The sequence below is a fragment of the Jatrophihabitans telluris genome (assembly GCF_023516435.1).
Lineage (GTDB): Bacteria > Actinomycetota > Actinomycetes > Mycobacteriales > Jatrophihabitantaceae > Jatrophihabitans_A > Jatrophihabitans_A telluris.
Genome location: NZ_CP097332.1, coordinates 3,375,521 through 3,391,314, shown reverse-complemented (window position 1 = coordinate 3,391,314; position 15,794 = coordinate 3,375,521). Strand labels below are relative to the sequence as shown.

17 protein-coding genes are annotated in these 15,794 nt (G+C 67.8%); 14 read left to right on the top strand and 3 right to left on the bottom strand.

Features of this window, described 5'->3' with window-relative positions:
* Positions 1–5 precede the first annotated feature (5 nt).
* The 7 genes from M6D93_RS15620 to M6D93_RS15590 all read left to right on the top strand — a co-directional run bounded on the left by M6D93_RS15620 (position 6) and on the right by M6D93_RS15590 (position 7,863).
* Positions 6–1,016, top strand: coding sequence for an ABC transporter permease (locus M6D93_RS15620; protein ID WP_249770517.1), 1,011 nt, complete (start codon positions 6–8; stop codon positions 1,014–1,016).
* Between the two features lie 96 nt (positions 1,017–1,112).
* On the top strand, positions 1,113–2,912 hold the full coding sequence (locus M6D93_RS15615) for an ABC transporter substrate-binding protein (protein WP_249770515.1): 1,800 nt from the start codon (positions 1,113–1,115) through the stop codon (positions 2,910–2,912).
* Between the two features lie 137 nt (positions 2,913–3,049).
* Positions 3,050–4,057, top strand: a complete 1,008-nt coding sequence (locus tag M6D93_RS15610) for an ABC transporter permease (protein WP_249770513.1) — start codon at positions 3,050–3,052, stop codon at positions 4,055–4,057.
* A 64-nt stretch (positions 4,058–4,121) separates the two neighbouring features.
* Entirely contained in the window at positions 4,122–5,192 is a 1,071-nt protein-coding gene (locus M6D93_RS15605; RefSeq protein WP_249770511.1) for an ABC transporter ATP-binding protein, read from the top strand.
* Between the two features lie 29 nt (positions 5,193–5,221).
* On the top strand, positions 5,222–6,409 hold the full coding sequence (locus M6D93_RS15600; protein ID WP_283818593.1) for an ABC transporter ATP-binding protein: 1,188 nt from the start codon (positions 5,222–5,224) through the stop codon (positions 6,407–6,409).
* 33 nt (positions 6,410–6,442) lie between these two features.
* Positions 6,443–7,375 (top strand): N-acetyl-1-D-myo-inositol-2-amino-2-deoxy-alpha-D-glucopyranoside deacetylase, encoded by a 933-nt coding sequence (mshB, locus tag M6D93_RS15595; protein WP_249770509.1) that lies wholly within the window; start codon positions 6,443–6,445, stop codon positions 7,373–7,375.
* Positions 7,372–7,863 carry a DUF6113 family protein gene (locus tag M6D93_RS15590; protein WP_249770507.1) on the top strand — a complete coding sequence of 164 codons (492 nt, stop codon included), beginning with the start codon at positions 7,372–7,374 and terminating at the stop codon, positions 7,861–7,863. The genes mshB and M6D93_RS15590 overlap by 4 nt, the downstream gene beginning before the upstream one ends.
* Here M6D93_RS15590 and M6D93_RS15585 read toward each other — a convergent pair.
* Positions 7,778–8,794 (bottom strand): GNAT family N-acetyltransferase, encoded by a 1,017-nt coding sequence (locus M6D93_RS15585; RefSeq protein ID WP_249770505.1) that lies wholly within the window; start codon positions 8,792–8,794, stop codon positions 7,778–7,780. The two genes, M6D93_RS15590 and M6D93_RS15585, sit on opposite strands and share 86 nt — an antisense overlap.
* 56 nt (positions 8,795–8,850) lie before the next feature.
* Between M6D93_RS15585 and fdxA the strand changes: the two genes are divergently transcribed.
* Complete coding sequence (gene fdxA, locus M6D93_RS15580; RefSeq protein ID WP_249770503.1) at positions 8,851–9,177, top strand: ferredoxin; 327 nt, start codon at positions 8,851–8,853, stop codon at positions 9,175–9,177.
* A gap of 19 nt (positions 9,178–9,196) precedes the next feature.
* Positions 9,197–9,796, top strand: coding sequence for a histidine phosphatase family protein (locus M6D93_RS15575; protein ID WP_249770501.1), 600 nt, complete (start codon positions 9,197–9,199; stop codon positions 9,794–9,796).
* Between the two features lie 69 nt (positions 9,797–9,865).
* Here M6D93_RS15575 and M6D93_RS15570 read toward each other — a convergent pair whose 3' ends face one another.
* Together M6D93_RS15570 and dapD are read right to left on the bottom strand one after the other, a co-directional pair.
* Positions 9,866–10,687, bottom strand: a complete 822-nt coding sequence (locus M6D93_RS15570; protein ID WP_249770499.1) for a hypothetical protein — start codon at positions 10,685–10,687, stop codon at positions 9,866–9,868.
* Between the two features lie 27 nt (positions 10,688–10,714).
* Positions 10,715–11,638, bottom strand: coding sequence for a 2,3,4,5-tetrahydropyridine-2,6-dicarboxylate N-succinyltransferase (gene dapD, locus M6D93_RS15565; RefSeq protein ID WP_249770497.1), 924 nt, complete (start codon positions 11,636–11,638; stop codon positions 10,715–10,717).
* Positions 11,639–11,694: 56 nt separating this feature from the next.
* On the opposite strand from dapD, the gene dapE reads away from it, so the two are divergent.
* The 5 genes from dapE to M6D93_RS15540 all read left to right on the top strand — a co-directional run bounded on the left by dapE (position 11,695) and on the right by M6D93_RS15540 (position 15,755).
* Positions 11,695–12,783, top strand: coding sequence for a succinyl-diaminopimelate desuccinylase (dapE, locus tag M6D93_RS15560; RefSeq protein ID WP_249770495.1), 1,089 nt, complete (start codon positions 11,695–11,697; stop codon positions 12,781–12,783).
* 251 nt (positions 12,784–13,034) lie between these two features.
* Positions 13,035–13,889 (top strand): LOG family protein, encoded by an 855-nt coding sequence (locus M6D93_RS15555; protein WP_249770493.1) that lies wholly within the window; start codon positions 13,035–13,037, stop codon positions 13,887–13,889.
* Positions 13,890–14,043: 154 nt separating this feature from the next.
* On the top strand, positions 14,044–14,682 hold the full coding sequence (locus M6D93_RS15550; protein ID WP_249770491.1) for an LOG family protein: 639 nt from the start codon (positions 14,044–14,046) through the stop codon (positions 14,680–14,682).
* 34 nt (positions 14,683–14,716) lie between these two features.
* A complete protein-coding gene (locus M6D93_RS15545; protein WP_249770489.1) occupies positions 14,717–15,190 on the top strand; it encodes a hypothetical protein in 474 nt (157 codons plus the stop codon).
* The gene (locus M6D93_RS15540; protein ID WP_249770487.1) at positions 15,183–15,755 is read left to right on the top strand and encodes a DNA-3-methyladenine glycosylase I; all 573 of its coding nucleotides are present in this window, start codon (positions 15,183–15,185) and stop codon (positions 15,753–15,755) included. Before M6D93_RS15545 ends, M6D93_RS15540 begins: the two co-directional genes overlap by 8 nt.
* Positions 15,756–15,794: the final 39 nt, after the last annotated feature.

Genomic DNA, 15,794 nt, shown 5'->3' with positions numbered 1-15,794 from the left:
AGCGGATGACCTTGCCCCAGGGTGAAGTCGAAGTCGAGCTGACTGATCCGCTCGGTGCTCCCAGCGCCGCCGCAGGTTCTGAGCAGAGCATCGAGGGACGCTCGCTCGGACAGCTGGCCTGGCGGCGACTGCGCAGCGACCGTGGGGCCATCATCGGCGCCATCATCGCGGCCATCTTCATCGTGATGGCCATATTCGCCCCGCTCATCACGAGCGTGTACGGGCAGGATCCCTCCACCCAGCACCAGGACCTGGTCAGCGCGGACACGCAGCTACCGTTCGGGTCGCTGGGCAATGCCTCGGCCTCCCACCTGCTCGGCGTCACGCCGGTCAACGGCTTCGACATCTTCGCCCAGATCATCTACGGCGCCCGAACCTCGCTCATCGTGGGCTTCGGAGCGACTGCGGTCTCGGTCATCATCGGCGTCACCATGGGCCTGCTCGCCGGCTACTACCGCGGCCTGGTCGACGTCGTCATCTCCTGGTTCATGGACGTCCTGCTCTCGTTCCCCACCCTGCTGTTCGCCCTGGCCCTGCTGGCGATCTTCGGCCAGGCCAAGAGCTTCCTGGGACTGTCCGGGACGCCGCTGCGGTTCGTGCTCATCATCTTCGTCCTGGGCTTCTTCGCGTGGCCCTACATCGGACGCATCGTGCGCGGGCAGGTTCTGTCCCTGCGCGAGCGGGAATTCGTCGATGCCGCTCGCAGCCTCGGCGCGTCGGACTTCCGGATCCTGGCGCGCGAGATCCTGCCGAACATGGTCGGTCCGATCCTGGTCTACGCGACCCTGTCGATCCCGAACAACATCCTCGGTGAAGCCGGCTTGTCCTATCTGGGCGTGGGATTCCAGTACCCCACGGTCTCCTGGGGCCAGATGATGAGCGACGCCGGCAACTGGTTCCAGGTGGACCCGCTCTACCTGTTCAGCCCCGGACTGGCGATCTTCCTGTCCGTGCTGGCCTTCAACATCTTCGGCGATGGGCTGCGCGATGCCCTCGATCCGAAGTCGACGCGGTGACCATTCGCGTCGTGAGTACTCGGCTCCCTGCCACAAGTTCGGGAGTTCGATGTTCGAGCACCACAGTGAACAGTCAAGGGAGTGGAGAGGAACTCGATGTCCGGTAAGCGCCTGAAAATCGGCGGTCTTGCGATTGCGGTAACAGCCGCACTCGTCTTGAGCGCCTGCGGCAGCAGCAAGTCCAGCAACAGCACCAACAATTCATCGGCTCAGACGAACGCCAACGGCACCACGGCCGGCGTCTCGGCCGCGTTCAACAACGCCTCGACCGGTTTCGTGAACAAGAGCGACAAGACCGGCGGCAACCTGAAGCTGCTGGCCAACGCTGACTGTGACTCGTGGGACCCGGCGCGTACGTACTACGCCTGGTGCTTCAACATGCAGCGGATCTTCACCCGCACGCTGGTCGGCTTCTCGTCCCTCCCGGGCGCGAACAACGTCAAGATCGAGCCTGACCTGGCGGCCGGTCTGGGCCAGCACAACGCTGACTTCACCCAGTGGACCTACAAGCTGCAGTCCGGGCTCAAGTGGGATGACGGCAGCCCGATCACCAGCAAGGACGTCAAGTACGGCATCGAGCGCCTCTTCGCCCAGGACGTCATCAACGGCGGACCGTCCTCGTACTTCCTCGCCCTGATCAAGAACTCCGGCTACAAGGGCCCGTACAAGGGTGGCTCGCTGGACACCATCCAGACGCCGGACGACCAGACGATCACCTTCAATCTGACCTCGTCCTACGCCGACTTCGACTACCTCATGACGCTGCCGGCCGCCGCGCCGGTTCCGGCTGACAAGGAGGGCGGCTCGACGTTCAAGGGTGCCAGCTACACCAACCACCCCGCGTCCTCCGGCCCGTACAAGATCTCGCAGTACACGCCGAAGAAGTCGATCACCTTCGTGAAGAACCCTCAGTGGTCGCAGAGCACGGACAAGATCCGGACCCCGAAGGCCGACACCATCACGCTGACCTTCGACAGCAACCTCGACGACGAGGACCAGCAGCTGCAGTCCGGGCAGGCCGACGCTGAGGCCGACCAGGGTGTCAACTCGACCCTGCAGTCCAAGATCGCAACCGACCCGAACCTCAAGAAGAACGCCGACGACCCGATCACCGGCTTCACCCGGTACCTGGCCGTCATGCAGACCGTCGCTCCGTTGACCAACGTCCACTGCCGCAACGCGGTGTTCTACGCCATCAACAAGGCAGCCCTGCTGCGCGCTCGTGGTGGCCAGTACGGCGGCCAGATCGCCAACACCATGTCGCCGCCGGTCATCGCCGGCTACGACGCCAGTGCCAACCCGTTCCCGACCGGAGCGGACAGCACCGGTGACCTGACCAAGGCCAAGGACGAGCTCAAGGCGTGCGGTCAGCCCAGCGGGTTCAGCACCAAGATGGCGTACTCGACGTCCGCGCACAGCAAGGACGTCTTCATCGCCACCCAGCAGTCACTGGCTCGCGTCGGTATCAAGCTCACGGGTGCCCAGCAGGACTCGTCGAACTACTACTCGACGTTCATCGGTTCGCCGGCGAACATCAAGAGCCAGGGTCTCGGCCTCGCGGTCGCCGGTTGGGGTGCTGACTTCCCGACCGGGTTCGGTTTCTGGAACTCGATCGTCTACGGCAAGAACCTGCCCGCGACGGGTAACACGAACTACGTGTCCCTGAACGATCCGAAGGTGAACTCGATCCTGGAGACCGTCGTCAAGTCGGCCGGTACCCACGACTCGGACTTCAAGACCCTGGACGCCCAGGTCATGTCCGACGCCGTCTACCTGCCGTACGTGTACGACAAGACGCTGTTCTACCGCAACCCGCGGATCACCAACGTCCGGGTGAACTTCGCGCTCGGTGGCTACTACGACTTCGTCAACATCGGTACTTCCGACGGCAAGTAGTAGTGCTCGACCTGTACGTAAGGCTCCACCCGTAAGTTCAGCAGTACCGCGGTATCCACTCGATACTCCAGGAGAGGAGTAGCCGCATCGGTGGCCCGGCCGGAGGAATCCGGTCGGGCCACCGTACGGAACCGACGATGATTCGCTACATCATTCGCCGCCTGCTGGCCTCGGTCCTCGTGGTCTGGGTCATCAGCCTGGTGACCTTCGTGATCTTCCAGATCACCCCGAAGATCCTGCACCAGTCGCTGGCCTACTACTACGTAGGCAAGATCCCGCCGAACCCGGAAGGACTCGCGGCCGTCAACCACCGGTTCGGCTTCGACCTGCCGTGGTACCGCCAGTACTTCAACTACGTCGGCGGTATCTTCAGCGGCCGGACCATCGACGACGGGTCCGGCACGGTGTTGCACTGCAACGCACCCTGCCTGGGGTATTCCTTCCGGCAGAACCTGCCGGTTACGCGACTGCTCTCGGACGCGATCCCGGTCAGCGCCAGCCTCGCCATCGGCGCCGGCATCCTGTGGCTGGTCGGCGGTGTGACCGTCGGCGCGATCTCGGCGCTCAAGCGCGGCAGCCTCGTCGACCGAGTGAGCATGGGCATCGCCCTGGGTGCGGTGTCGCTGCCCATCTTCTTCACCGGACCCATCCTGTTGCTGATCTTCAGCTACAAGCTGGCCTGGCTCAAGGACATGCACTACGTCAACTTCACCGACAATCCCCTGGAATGGGCGAAGAACCTGATCCTGCCGTGGGTGGCACTGGCGTTCCTGTTCGCCGCCCTCTACGCCCGGCTCACCCGCGCCAACATGCTCGAGACGATGAGCGAGGACTACATCCGTACCGCGCGCGCCAAGGGGCTGAGCCGGCGGGCCGTGGTCATCAAGCACGGCCTGCGCGCAGCGCTCACGCCGATCGTGACCATCTTCGGTATCGACATCGGCACGTTGATCGGGACGACGGTCATCACCGAGACCGTGTTCAACCTGCACGGACTGGGCAAGCTCTCCGTCGATGCCATCCGGTCCCAGGACCTGCCGATCGTGCTCGGGGTGACCATCGTGGCCTCGATCGCGGTCGTGCTGTCCAACCTGGTCGTCGATGTCGTCTACGCGGTCGTCGATCCGCGCGTGAGCTACAGCTGATGAATCGCCCAGCCTTCGTCCGTGGGCCCGCCCACCAGTACCACCAGCGAGGAGTGTGCGCGCAGTGAGCGTGTCCCTGGTCGACAGCGAGCCCGAAACGGGCGACGCGTTCCTGTCCGTACGAGATCTGCGAGTCCATTTCCCCACCGGCGACGGTCTGGTCAAGAGCGTCGACGGGCTGTCCTTCGACGTCGCGCGCGGCCGAGTGCTCGGCATCGTCGGCGAATCCGGGTCCGGCAAGTCCGTCACCTCGCAGGCGATCATGGGTCTGCACAAGGGTTCGCAGGCCAGGATCACCGGCGAGATCTGGCTGGACGGCACCGAGCTGATCTCGGCGTCGGAGGAGCAGATGCGCCGGCTGCGCGGCGACAAGATGTCGATGGTCTTCCAGGACCCGCTGTCGTCGATGCATCCCTTCTACCGGATCGGTGACCAGATCCTCGAGGCCTACCGGGTGCACAACCGGGTGTCCAAGAGCGAGGGCAAGAAGCGCGTCATCGAGATGTTGGACCGGGTCGGAATCCCCAACCCGGACAAGCGCTATTCCGACTACCCCCACCAGTTCTCCGGCGGCATGCGTCAGCGTGCGATGATCGCGATGGCCCTGGTGTGCAACCCGAAACTGCTGATCGCCGACGAGCCCACGACGGCTCTGGACGTGACCGTGCAGGCCCAGATCCTCGAACTGATGAAGGACCTGCAGCGGGAGTTCGACTCGGCGATCATCCTGATCACCCACGACCTCGGCGTCGTGGCTGAAACCTGTGACGACGTCGTGGTGATGTACGGCGGCCAGTGCGTGGAAACCGGGACGGTGGATGAGATCTTCTACCAGCCGGAGATGCCGTACACCTGGGGCCTGCTGCGTTCCATGCCGCGGCTGGACCGCACGAGGCAGGAGCGGTTGCAACCGATTCCCGGTCAGCCGCCGTCGTTGATCCAGGTGCCCAAGGGCTGCGTGTTCAACCCGAGGTGCACATTCACCGAGCACGTGCGTGGAGATGCCTGCGTGGCGGTGCATCCGGAGCTGTTGCACAGCCCGGAGCGTCCCGAGAGCCACAAGGTGCGCTGCCACATCCAGTCCAGTAAGCGTCAACAGATCTGGGTCGACCAGATCAAGCCGAGCTTGACGTAGTACCCGCCCAGGAAAAGAGTCTGAAGTCCATGTCGCACTCAACCTCCGCGGCCCCGTCCAGCACCGCGTCGGGCGCGTCGCAGCCCGATTCGACCGGCATGCACCCGGCCGCGGACGACCCCAAGGCGTTGCTGCAGGTCAACCGCGTCGCCAAGCACTTCCCGATCCGACGGGGCGTGATCGTCCAGCGCCAGATCGGTGCGGTCAAGGCCGTCGACGGGGTGTCGTTCTCGGTGCGTGCCGGGGAGACCCTCGGGCTGGTCGGCGAGTCCGGTTGCGGGAAGTCCACCACCGGACGAGTGATCAGCAAGCTGCTGGAACCAACCAGCGGGCAGATCATCTTCGAGGGCGAGAACCTCGCTCCGTTGAGCAGGTCGCAGATGCGACCCCGCCGCCGCGATATTCAGATGATCTTCCAGGACCCGTACTCGTCGCTGAATCCGCGGCACACCATCGGCACCATCGTCGGTGCTCCGTTCCGGGTCCAGGGGACGTCCACCTCGAAGGACATCAAGACCCAGGTCCAGGGGTTGATGGAGCGCGTCGGGCTCAATCCCGAGCACTACAACCGCTATCCGCACGAGTTCTCCGGCGGGCAGCGCCAGCGCATCGGCATCGCCCGGGCCATTGCCCTCCGTCCCAAGCTCATCATCTGCGACGAGCCGGTGTCGGCTCTGGACGTGTCCATCCAGGCGCAGGTGGTCAATCTGCTGGAGGATCTGCAGAGCGAGTTCGGGCTGGCCTACATCTTCGTCGCCCACGACCTGTCGGTGGTCCGCCACATCTCCGACCGCGTCGCCGTGATGTACCTGGGCAAGGTGATGGAGCTGGCCGACCGGGATGCTCTCTACTCCCAGCCGCTGCATCCCTACACCCACGCGCTGATGTCGGCCGTGCCCGTGCCGGACCCGCACAAGGAGTCCAAGCGCGAACGCATCCTGCTGACCGGGGACCTGCCCAGCCCGATCAATCCGCCCTCTGGTTGCGTGTTCCACACCCGGTGCCCGAAGTTCAGGATGCTCCTGTCCGATTCGGAGAAAGCCCGCTGCGTCGAAGAGGTTCCCCTGCTGGAACTCAAGACGGCGGGGCAGTTCGCGGCATGCCACTTCCCGGAAGCTCGGGCGGACATCGCCGCTGCCGAGGATGCCGGCATCGAAGGTGGCCAGGGCGAACTCGACAGCACCCTCGCCGACCGGCCGCTGGAGCCCGGTCTCTGAGCTCGCCCCGCCGGTCACGGTAGGTTGGCGGTCGTGACCGCTGCCCGGATCGACTCCGCCCGTCGGTTGCTGCTGGTCCACGCCCATCCCGACGACGAAACGATCGGCACCGGCGCCACCATGGCGCACTACGCCGCCGAGGGCGCTCACGTCACGCTCGTCACCTGCACCCTCGGTGAGGAGGGCGAGATCCTCGTCCCCGAACTGGCCCAGCTCGGCGCCGACCAGGCTGACCAGCTCGGCGGCTGGCGGATCGGTGAGCTGACCGCGGCGATGGCGGCGCTCGGGGTGACCGATCATCGGTTCCTCGGGGGCGCCGGCCGGTTCCGCGACAGCGGAATGATGGGTGCGCACGCCAACGCGCACCCCCGGGCGTTCTGGGGTGCCGACGCCGACCGCGCGCTCTTCTACGACGCGGTGCTCGCGCTGGTCGAGATCATCCGCGAGGTACGCCCGCAGGTGCTCGTGAGCTACGACGACCTGGGCGGTTACGGTCACCCCGACCACATCATGGCTCACCGGGTGGCCACTGCCGCCGTGACGGCGGCGGCCCAGCCGGGGTATCAGAGCGCGGGCGGCCAGCCGTGGCCGGTGGCCAAGCTGTACTGGACGGCCACCCCTCGTTCGGTGCTGAGCAGCGGCCACGCGGCGCTCCGGTCGGCAGTCGAGGCCGAACCCGATTTCCCTTTCCGACTAGCCGATTCCGTCGACGAACTGCCGTACCTGACTGCCGACGAACTGGTCACCACCGCGATCCACGCCGACCAGCACGCCCCCGCGAAGGCGGCAGCGCTGGCTGCCCACGCCACCCAGGTGAGCGTGCACGCATCGTTCTACGCGCTGTCCAACAACCTCGGTCAGCCCATCGAGGGGACCGAGTACTACCGGCTGGTTCTCGGCGAGCCGGGCGGGGCCCTGGACGCCGAGGGCCGTGAAGTCGATCTGTTCGGAGGGCTCGAGCTATGACCGACATCCCGATGGCCTCGGCCGAGCACGTCGATCCCTCGCCCCCGGCCGAACAGAGCGCACCCCCGCCGGTGCTGGCCGTGGCTGGACTGGCTGTGTTCACCGCGGTCGGAGCCCTGTCGGCGATCATCGAGATGTTGCTGATTCCGCTGCGGCACGGCACGACGCTCGTCCCGTTGGCGGTGCTGCTGGCGGTAGCCGGCAACATCGCGCTGCCGCGAATGGCCGCCATCTTCACCCGAACCGGCGTCGGCTCGGTTTTCCCGGTCGTCGGCTGGATCATCGCCACCGGCGCCCTGCAGGTCGTACCGCGGCCCGAGGGCGATGTCCTGCTCCCGTCGGGAAGTGGCATCACCTACGTGGGTTTCGCGACGATTCTGGGCGGCCTGTTCGCGGGTGTGATCACCGCGTCGCTGCTGCAGGCCGGACCGCGCCAGGGTCGGCTGCGTTACGGAGCCGAGCAGGACTCGGACCCGGGTACCGACTGAGGCGGTAGTGGTATCGGTGGTGCTCGGTCCATCCGCCGCTCAGATAGAACCGGACCGCGCCCGGATTGGACGCCTCCACCTGCAGGTGCGCGTCGGTGGCGCCCGCGTCGCGTCCCCAGTCCTGCACGGCGCTCATCAGCAGCCGACCCAGCCCCGAGCCGCGCATCTGCGGCGGGACGGCGACCGAGGTGATGGCCAGCCAGCCTTCGTCGACGGTGCCACGGGCGCGTCCGACCAGCCGGCCCTGACGTCGGAGCGAGACGAAGCCGACTCGGTCGTGACGGTCGAGCAGCTGTCGTCCTGATCCCGGCAACGGCCCGTAACCGGCGAGCCAGTCAGCGCTGATCCGGGGCTCGATGACGATCTCGACGTCGGTGGGCACCGCGTGGCCCGCGGCGGCGACCGGATTGGCTTCGATTCCGATCAGCGGCCGGGTGAGGACGAGGGCCTCGGTCTCGACCGTCCAGCCGCGGGCGGCGAGCTCGGCGTCCAGCACCGATCGGACGGGCAGCGGGACCTGGATGCGCGCCGGGAGTCCCCGCTCGGTGTAGAAGCGCGTCGTGCGCCCGAGCAGCTCGTCGAGGTCGCCGGACGGGATGGCTCGCGGGAGCACCGAATTGCCGCGTCGCGTCCACCCGTCATTGGCGCGCAGTACCCACCCGTCGTCCTCGGCGACCTCAGCGGCCAGCCAGCCACGGTGCGCCAGCTCCTGCAGCAACAGCATCTCGCGCCGGTCGGGGCCGACGATCTTGGCCGACTGAACATCAGCGGTCGGGATTTCCAGGCGCCCGCGTGCCGTGTCCAGGATCAGCGAGCGGTCGTCCACAGCCAGCAGGCGCCCGACGGCATCGGTCAGTGGGGGACGCCCGTCCGCGGCGTCGCGGCGGAATCTGACCACGACCCGCCGACCCCTCGCGCCTGCATCGATCACGACCGGCATACTAGACACGCCCTACGCGGCAGCGAATTTCATTCGGGAGGACTGCAGTGACCTACGTGATCGCCGAGCCCTGTGTCGACGTACTGGACAAGGCTTGCATCGAGGAGTGTCCGGTCGATTGCATCTACGAGGGTGGCCGGATGCTCTACATCCACCCGGACGAGTGCGTGGACTGCGGAGCATGCGAGCCGGTCTGCCCGGTCGAGGCGATCTTCTACGAGGACGATCTGCCCGAGAAGTGGCGCGACTACACCCAGGCGAACGTGGACTTCTTCGACGACCTCGGCTCGCCCGGCGGCGCCTCGAAGGTCGGCCGGACCGAGTTCGACCCGCCCCTCATCGCCGCGCTGCCGCCGCAGGCCGCCGAGCACTGATCCGGAAGGTCCCGTCGACGTGCGGGTCTACTTTCTGACTCATCCCGAGGTCGGCCTCGATCCCGAGCTGCCGGTACCCGAGTGGGGTCTCACCGAACGGGGCCGAGAGCGCGCCGGCCTGGTCGCGGGCTCGCTGTCGGGCGTCGGCCGGTTGGTCAGCAGCCCTGAGGTCAAAGCCGAACAGGCCGCCCGGATCATCGGTAGGAGTCTGCGGCTCGAGGTGACCCTGGTGGGCGGGCTGGCCGAGATCGACCGGTCCACCACCGGGTACCTGCCCGAGCCGGAGTTCTGGGCCAACTACCAGGACTTCCTCGCCCGCCCGGCCGTGTCGGCCAAGGGGTGGGAAACCGCGCTGGATGCTCAGCGGCGCGTCGTGGCCACCGTCGGGGATCTGGTGACCGACGCCGACGCAGACGCCCCCGGCGGCGCGCTGGTCGTCATGTCCCACGGCGGTGTGGGCGCGCTGTTGCTGGCCAAGCTCAGCGGGACCCCGATCGAGCGACTGGCCGATCAGCCCGGCCAGGGCAGCTGTTTCAGCTTCGACACCGGTCCGGACGGGCTCGGCGACGCCGAGATCCGGCAGGGTTGGTGCACGTTCGAGGAGCTCGCCGCCCGCTGAGCCCACTGCGCCCGCTGAGCCCGTTGCGCTCGCTGAGCCCGCTCAGCCCGCTCAGCCCGTTCAGACCGTTCAGACCGTAGCCATCGTCGCGACGACTCCGGCGCTGCTCGCGCTCCCGTCGGCCTTCCAGCCGCCGGATCGCTGCCAGCGCTGGCCCTTGCAGCGAACCTCCGCGATGCCGTAGCGGTCGGCGTGGGTCACCAGCCACGCCGCCGTCGCCCAGGAGGCGCCCGGCACCGTGATGGTCGTGCCGGACGCCGCCGGAGCGGCGACGGGAAGTTCGGCCTTCAACTGAGCGACCACCGTCGCCATGGCCGCGACCTTGGTGGGCTTGTCGAAGTCGCAGGTGACTGCGGCCGGGGCCTTGCCGGTGAGCGCGTCGGCCATCACCTGGGCCTGCTGCTCGTGCTTGGCGTAGGCGCTGCCGTCGGCCGAGACCTGAACCTTTTGCACCACGACGGCCAGCGAATCGGTCTTCCAGCCGTCGATCTTGACCAGGGCGTCGAGGAACTTGCCGGTGGCGTAGCGGACGTCGCTCAGGTTCTGGGCCGTACCCCAGCCTTGTGACGGACGCTGCTGCAGGATCCCGACCGAGTCGCGGTCGCCCTGCCCACTGGGAATGTTGTCGAGCTTGGACTCCTGAAGGGCCGCGCCCAGGCTCAGGACAGCCGCCCGCTCGGGTAGGCCGCGCCGAAGTACGACGCTCACCATCTGGGCCGCGTTCTCCGAGCGGCTCAGTTCGACGTGATAGGCGCCGAAGTCGCAGCCGGAGGGTTGAACCGCGGTCTGCGCGGCGTGCCACAGCGTGCGGGCACCCAACGCCAGGCCGCCGATGACGACCACGATGACGGCCAGGGCCACGGCGCCGCGCCGGCCGGCGCCGGGACTCATACGGGTGCTCCTCGTCCGGGACGCACCTCAGTTGGCGTGCAGCGCGGCATTGAGCGCGATGCCCTCACCGGTGCGCTGACGGACCTCGATGGCGCCGGTGATCGAGTTCTGCCAGAACAGCAGACCGCTCTGACCGGAGAACTCCGCCGCCTTGCGGGTGGAGCCGTCCGGCAGCACCACCTTCGACCCGGCGGTGACGTAGGTTCCGGCGGCGACCACACAATCGTCGCCGAGCGAGATCCCGATGCCGGCGTTGGCGCCGATCAAGCACCGGCGCCCGACCGTGATGACTTCCTTGCCGCCTCCGGACAGGGTCCCCATGATGGACGCGCCGCCGCCGACGTCCGAGCCGTCGCCGACGACCACTCCGGCCGAGATGCGCCCCTCGACCATCGACTGGCCCAGGGTGCCCGCGTTGTAGTTGACGAAACCCTCGTGCATCACAGTGGTTCCGCTGGCCAGGTGAGCGCCGAGGCGAACCCGGTCGGCGTCGGCGATCCGGACGCCGGTGGGCAGGACGTAGTCCACCATGCGTGGGAACTTGTCGACCCCGTACACGGTCACCGTCCCGCGGGCGCGCAGCTTCGTCCTGACCGTCTCGAAACCAGCGACCGAGCAAGGTCCGTGGTTGGTCCAGACGACGTTGGCCAGCAGGCCGAAAACCCCCGTCAGGTTCGTGCCGTGGGGCGCAACGAGCCGGTGGGACAGCAGGTGCAGGCGCAGGTACACGTCGGCGGCGTCGACCGGGTCGGCATCGAGGTCGACCTCGGTGGCCACGACCTCGGTGCGCACGCCGCGGGCCTCGTCGACGGCCGCCAGCGCGCTGAGCTCCTGCGGGGCGCGGCCGTCGGCCAGCGGGCCCAGGGCCGGGGCCGGGTAGTAGACATCGAGGACGGTGCCGTCGGCGGCGATGCTGGCCAGTCCGAAACCGGAGGCGGTGCGTGTAGTCACGGGCCTCACCCTAACGAAACCGGCTGTCGGCGGCGCTGCGACTAGGCTCGGCACCCGTGACCGCTGCCGTTTCGCTGGATCTGTCCGCCTCTGCCGCCCAGCTGACCGCGCAGCTTGTCGACACCGAATCCGTGTCCGGCAACGAGGCGGCGCTGGCCGACGCGGTCGAGGCGGCCCTGCGCGGCTACGAGCGGTTGTCGGTGCAGCGCGACGGCAACGTGGTGATCGCCCGGACGGAGCTGGGCCGGCCGATGCGGGTCGTGCTCGCGGGGCATCTGGACACCGTTCCGATCGCCGGTAACCTGCCCTCGCGAGTGGCGGGCGACCGGCTCTACGGGTGTGGGACCTCGGACATGAAGGCCGGCCTCGCCCTGCAGCTGCGAGCCGCGGCGCTGGTGGGGGAGGGCCGGGTGGACCCGGCCGCCGATCTGACCTGGTTCTTCTACGACTGTGAAGAGGTCGAGGCCAGTCGCAACGGACTGAATCGGGTGGCCGCATCGTCGCCGGAGCTGTTGAGCGCCGACCTGGCGATCCTGCTGGAGCCCACCAACGGCCGGGTCGAGGGAGGCTGCCAGGGCACCATTCGCGCGGTGATCACCGTGACCGGTAGGCGGGCACACTCGGCTCGGTCGTGGCTGGGGGACAACGCGATTCACGGCGCGGCGCCTGTGCTGGAGCTGCTGGCCGGCTATTCCGCGGCCGAGGTGGAGGTCGAGGGTCTGACCTACCGCGAGGGCCTCAACGCCGTGTACATCGGCGGGGGAGTGGCCGGCAACGTCATCCCGGACTCCTGCACGATCACGGTCAACTACCGCTTCGCCCCGGACAAGTCCGAGGCCGACGCCGAGGCTCACCTGCGAGCTGTGTTCGCTGGATTCGTTCTCGAGGTGGTCGATTCGGCGCCCGCGGCCCGCCCCGGTCTGGATCAACCGCTGGCCCAGTCCTTCGTGGCCGCCTTGGGCCAGCCGGCCGAGGCGAAACTGGGCTGGACGGACGTGGCGCGGTTCTCCGCCCTGGGGATCCCGGCGCTCAACTTCGGTCCCGGTGATCCGAATCTGGCCCACACCGTGGACGAGTGGGTGTCGCTGCGGGCCATCGAATCGGCGGAGGTTGCATTACTGGCCTTCCTGTCCTCCGGCGCCTGAATCCTCGTCCCCGTTCACCCGAGCTCCCATCGCCGTCTCCTGGGTTCTGGTCCCCGTCTCCTGAGCTCTGGTCCCCTCCTGAGTTCTGTTCCGCGTCGCAGATCGCGCCCATTTGCTGGCGTCGGGCTGGTTCGAACCGCACGGCTGGCAGATCTGTCGTTCGGCAGGACAGAGATGAACATTGAGCCCACTGGCACAGAAATCGCCGACTCGCGCCGAGGGATCGGCCGGCTGCCGGATACATTTGCCGCATGACCAGCGAAGACGGACGCGGCAACGGCGCCGGATCCTCGGGAAACCGCCGGCCCGCAGAGCGTCATCGCGGCCCGGTCGTGCTCCGGCGCACCCAGATCTCGCCGGAGAGCAGCACTACCGACCAGCGTCTGCTGGATTCGCGTGGTCCGACCGAGTGGCTGCACACCGATCCCTGGCGGGTGTTGCGAATTCAGTCGGAGTTCGTCGAGGGATTCGGACTGCTGGCCGAGGTCGGACGCGCCGTATCGGTATTCGGCTCGGCCCGGACGACGTCGGACCATCCCGACTACGAATCGACCCGCCAGCTCGGGGCGGCCCTGGCCCGAGCCGGGTACGCGGTCATCACCGGCGGCGGCCCGGGCGCGATGGAGGCGGCCAACCGCGGCGCCGTCGAAGCGGGCGGCACATCGATCGGCCTGGGTATCGAATTGCCCTTCGAGCAACGGCTCAACGATTGGGTCGACGTCGGCATCAACTTTCGGTACTTCTTCGCCCGCAAGACGATGTTCGTCAAGTACGCGCAGGCCTTCGTGATCATGCCCGGAGGTTTCGGAACCCTGGACGAACTCTTCGAGGCGCTGACCCTGGTCCAGACTCGGAAGGTGACCCGCTTCCCGGTGATCCTGTTCGGCGAGCAGTACTGGTCCGGACTGATCGACTGGATCCGCAACACGGTGCTACCCGAGGGCAAGGTCGGTGCGGCCGACCTCGACCTGATCCACGTGACCTCCAGTGTCGATGAGGCCGTGCGGATCATCGTCGATGCCGAGCAGGAACGCTCCGCCCAGGACCTGGCCGAGCGGGCGGCCCACCGGGAAGCAGCGTCCGGCCGCGCCAACGACGCCCAATAGCGCCACGGGCGCCAACGACGCCCACTAGCACCACGGCCGCGCCCGAACAGAGCCCCGCGTGCCACCGGCAGCATGAGCGCGGCGAGCGCCCCGGTACCGGCCGCGGCAGCACGCCCAGCGGCGCCCCATGGCGTGATGGGCCAGGATGGGAGCCATGGCAACGGTGTGCGTCTACTGCTCGTCCTCGGAATCCATCGAGGCCGGTTTCCTCGCGCTGGCCGCTGAGGTCGGCGAACGCATCGGCCGCGGCGGCCACCAGCTGGTCTCCGGGGGCGGCCGGGTGTCGATGATGGGTGCTGTCGCGAGCGAGGCCAGACGGCACGGGGCGCACACGGTGGGTGTGATTCCGCAGCATCTGATGGCCCAGGAAGTGGCCGACACGGACGCGGACGAGCTGCTCGTGGTCGACACGATGCGTGAGCGCAAGGCCGTGATGGACGCCCACGCGGACGTGTTCGTCGTCCTTCCCGGTGGTATCGGGACTCTGGAGGAGTTCTTCGAGGTCTGGACGGCCGGATCGCTCGGCATGCACCCCAAGCCCGTCATCGTGCTGGACCACGACGGCTTCTACCGGCCGCTGTGGGTGTTCCTGGAGAGTCTGATCCAACGCGGCTTCGTGCGCGCGACGGCTTACCAGCAGTTGCACCGGGTCTCCGACGTAGCCGGGGCCTTCGAGGTCATCGACGCGCTCCAACCCGATCGGCCGCACCGACGCGCGCCGACACTCGATGCCGGGCCCGAACAGGCACGGGAGCCGGCAAGCGGCACGGACCCGCAGACCCGGGCCGGGTGAGTCCGCTGTCAGACTTTCGTGCCAGGATCGTGCGGTGATGGTCTTCATCGGGTACGCGCTGATCGCGCTCGTCGTGGCGGGCTTGCTCTTCTACGCCGTACTCGCGCTGCTGCCGGACGGTCTGGGCGTGCGTCCCGAGTCCGACCAGCGCCCGTTCGAGTTGCCCAGCGGGCGCCGCATGGCACCGACGGACCTGGAACGCGTCCGGATCCCGGTCGCCCTTCGCGGCTACCGGTTCAGTGAGACAGACGACCTGATCGATCGGCTCACCGCGGAAATCATCGTCCGGGACGAGGAGATCGCCCGGTTGCGGGCGAGCGGTTCAGAGCAACCGCCACACCGCACTGCCGGGGACCACGGCTACCTGGAAGAGCCTGCGTCTGGCGGCCACGACGGCTACGACGGCTACGACGGCTACGACGGCCACGACGGCCACGACGGCCACGACGGCCACGACGGCGAGGCCGGCGAGACCCTGCACCGTCCGGCCGAGCGGCGAGATGTCTGACCAGCTCGACCCGGCCCCAGGTCGCAAGCGCTGCGACTGGGGTGATAGCGCACCCGAATACCAGGCCTATCACGATGACGAATGGGGCGTTGCGCTTCGTGGAGACAATGCCCTCTTCGAGCGGCTGTGCCTGGAGGCGTTCCAGTCCGGTCTGTCCTGGCTGACCATCCTGCGCAAACGTGAGAATTTCCGGGCGGCGTTCGCGGGATTCGATATCGACACGGTCGCCCGCTTCGGCGAGCGTGACCGGGACCGGCTCCTGGCCGACGCCGGCATCGTCCGCAACCGGGCCAAGGTCGACGCCGCGATCAACAACGCCCGGGCGATCGGTGACCATGTCCCCGAGGGCCTGACCGAGCTGCTCTGGTCCTTCGCCCCGGCCACGCACCGGCGCCCGGCCACGCTGGCCGAGGTGCCGGCGGTCACCGAGGAATCCAAGGCGCTGGCGAAGGAACTGAAACGACGCGGTTTCGTCTTCGTCGGTCCGACCACCGCCTACGCGACGATGCAGGCCACCGGCATCGTCGATGACCACGTCGCCTACTGCTGGCGCGCCACCGGCTGACGCTTGCTCGACCGCCCAGCCGGGCGCCAGCCGCTCAGG

Coding starts and splice junctions, on each gene's coding strand:
- M6D93_RS15620 (WP_249770517.1), top strand. CDS start 6: ATGACCTTGCCCCAGGGTGAAGTCGAAGTCGAGCTGACTGATCCGCTC.
- M6D93_RS15615 (WP_249770515.1), top strand. CDS start 1,113: ATGTCCGGTAAGCGCCTGAAAATCGGCGGTCTTGCGATTGCGGTAACA.
- M6D93_RS15610 (WP_249770513.1), top strand. CDS start 3,050: ATGATTCGCTACATCATTCGCCGCCTGCTGGCCTCGGTCCTCGTGGTC.
- M6D93_RS15600 (WP_283818593.1), top strand. CDS start 5,222: ATGTCGCACTCAACCTCCGCGGCCCCGTCCAGCACCGCGTCGGGCGCG.
- M6D93_RS15590 (WP_249770507.1), top strand. CDS start 7,372: ATGACCGACATCCCGATGGCCTCGGCCGAGCACGTCGATCCCTCGCCC.
- M6D93_RS15570 (WP_249770499.1), bottom strand. CDS start 10,687: ATGAGTCCCGGCGCCGGCCGGCGCGGCGCCGTGGCCCTGGCCGTCATC.
- M6D93_RS15555 (WP_249770493.1), top strand. CDS start 13,035: ATGACCAGCGAAGACGGACGCGGCAACGGCGCCGGATCCTCGGGAAAC.
- M6D93_RS15550 (WP_249770491.1), top strand. CDS start 14,044: ATGGCAACGGTGTGCGTCTACTGCTCGTCCTCGGAATCCATCGAGGCC.
- M6D93_RS15540 (WP_249770487.1), top strand. CDS start 15,183: ATGTCTGACCAGCTCGACCCGGCCCCAGGTCGCAAGCGCTGCGACTGG.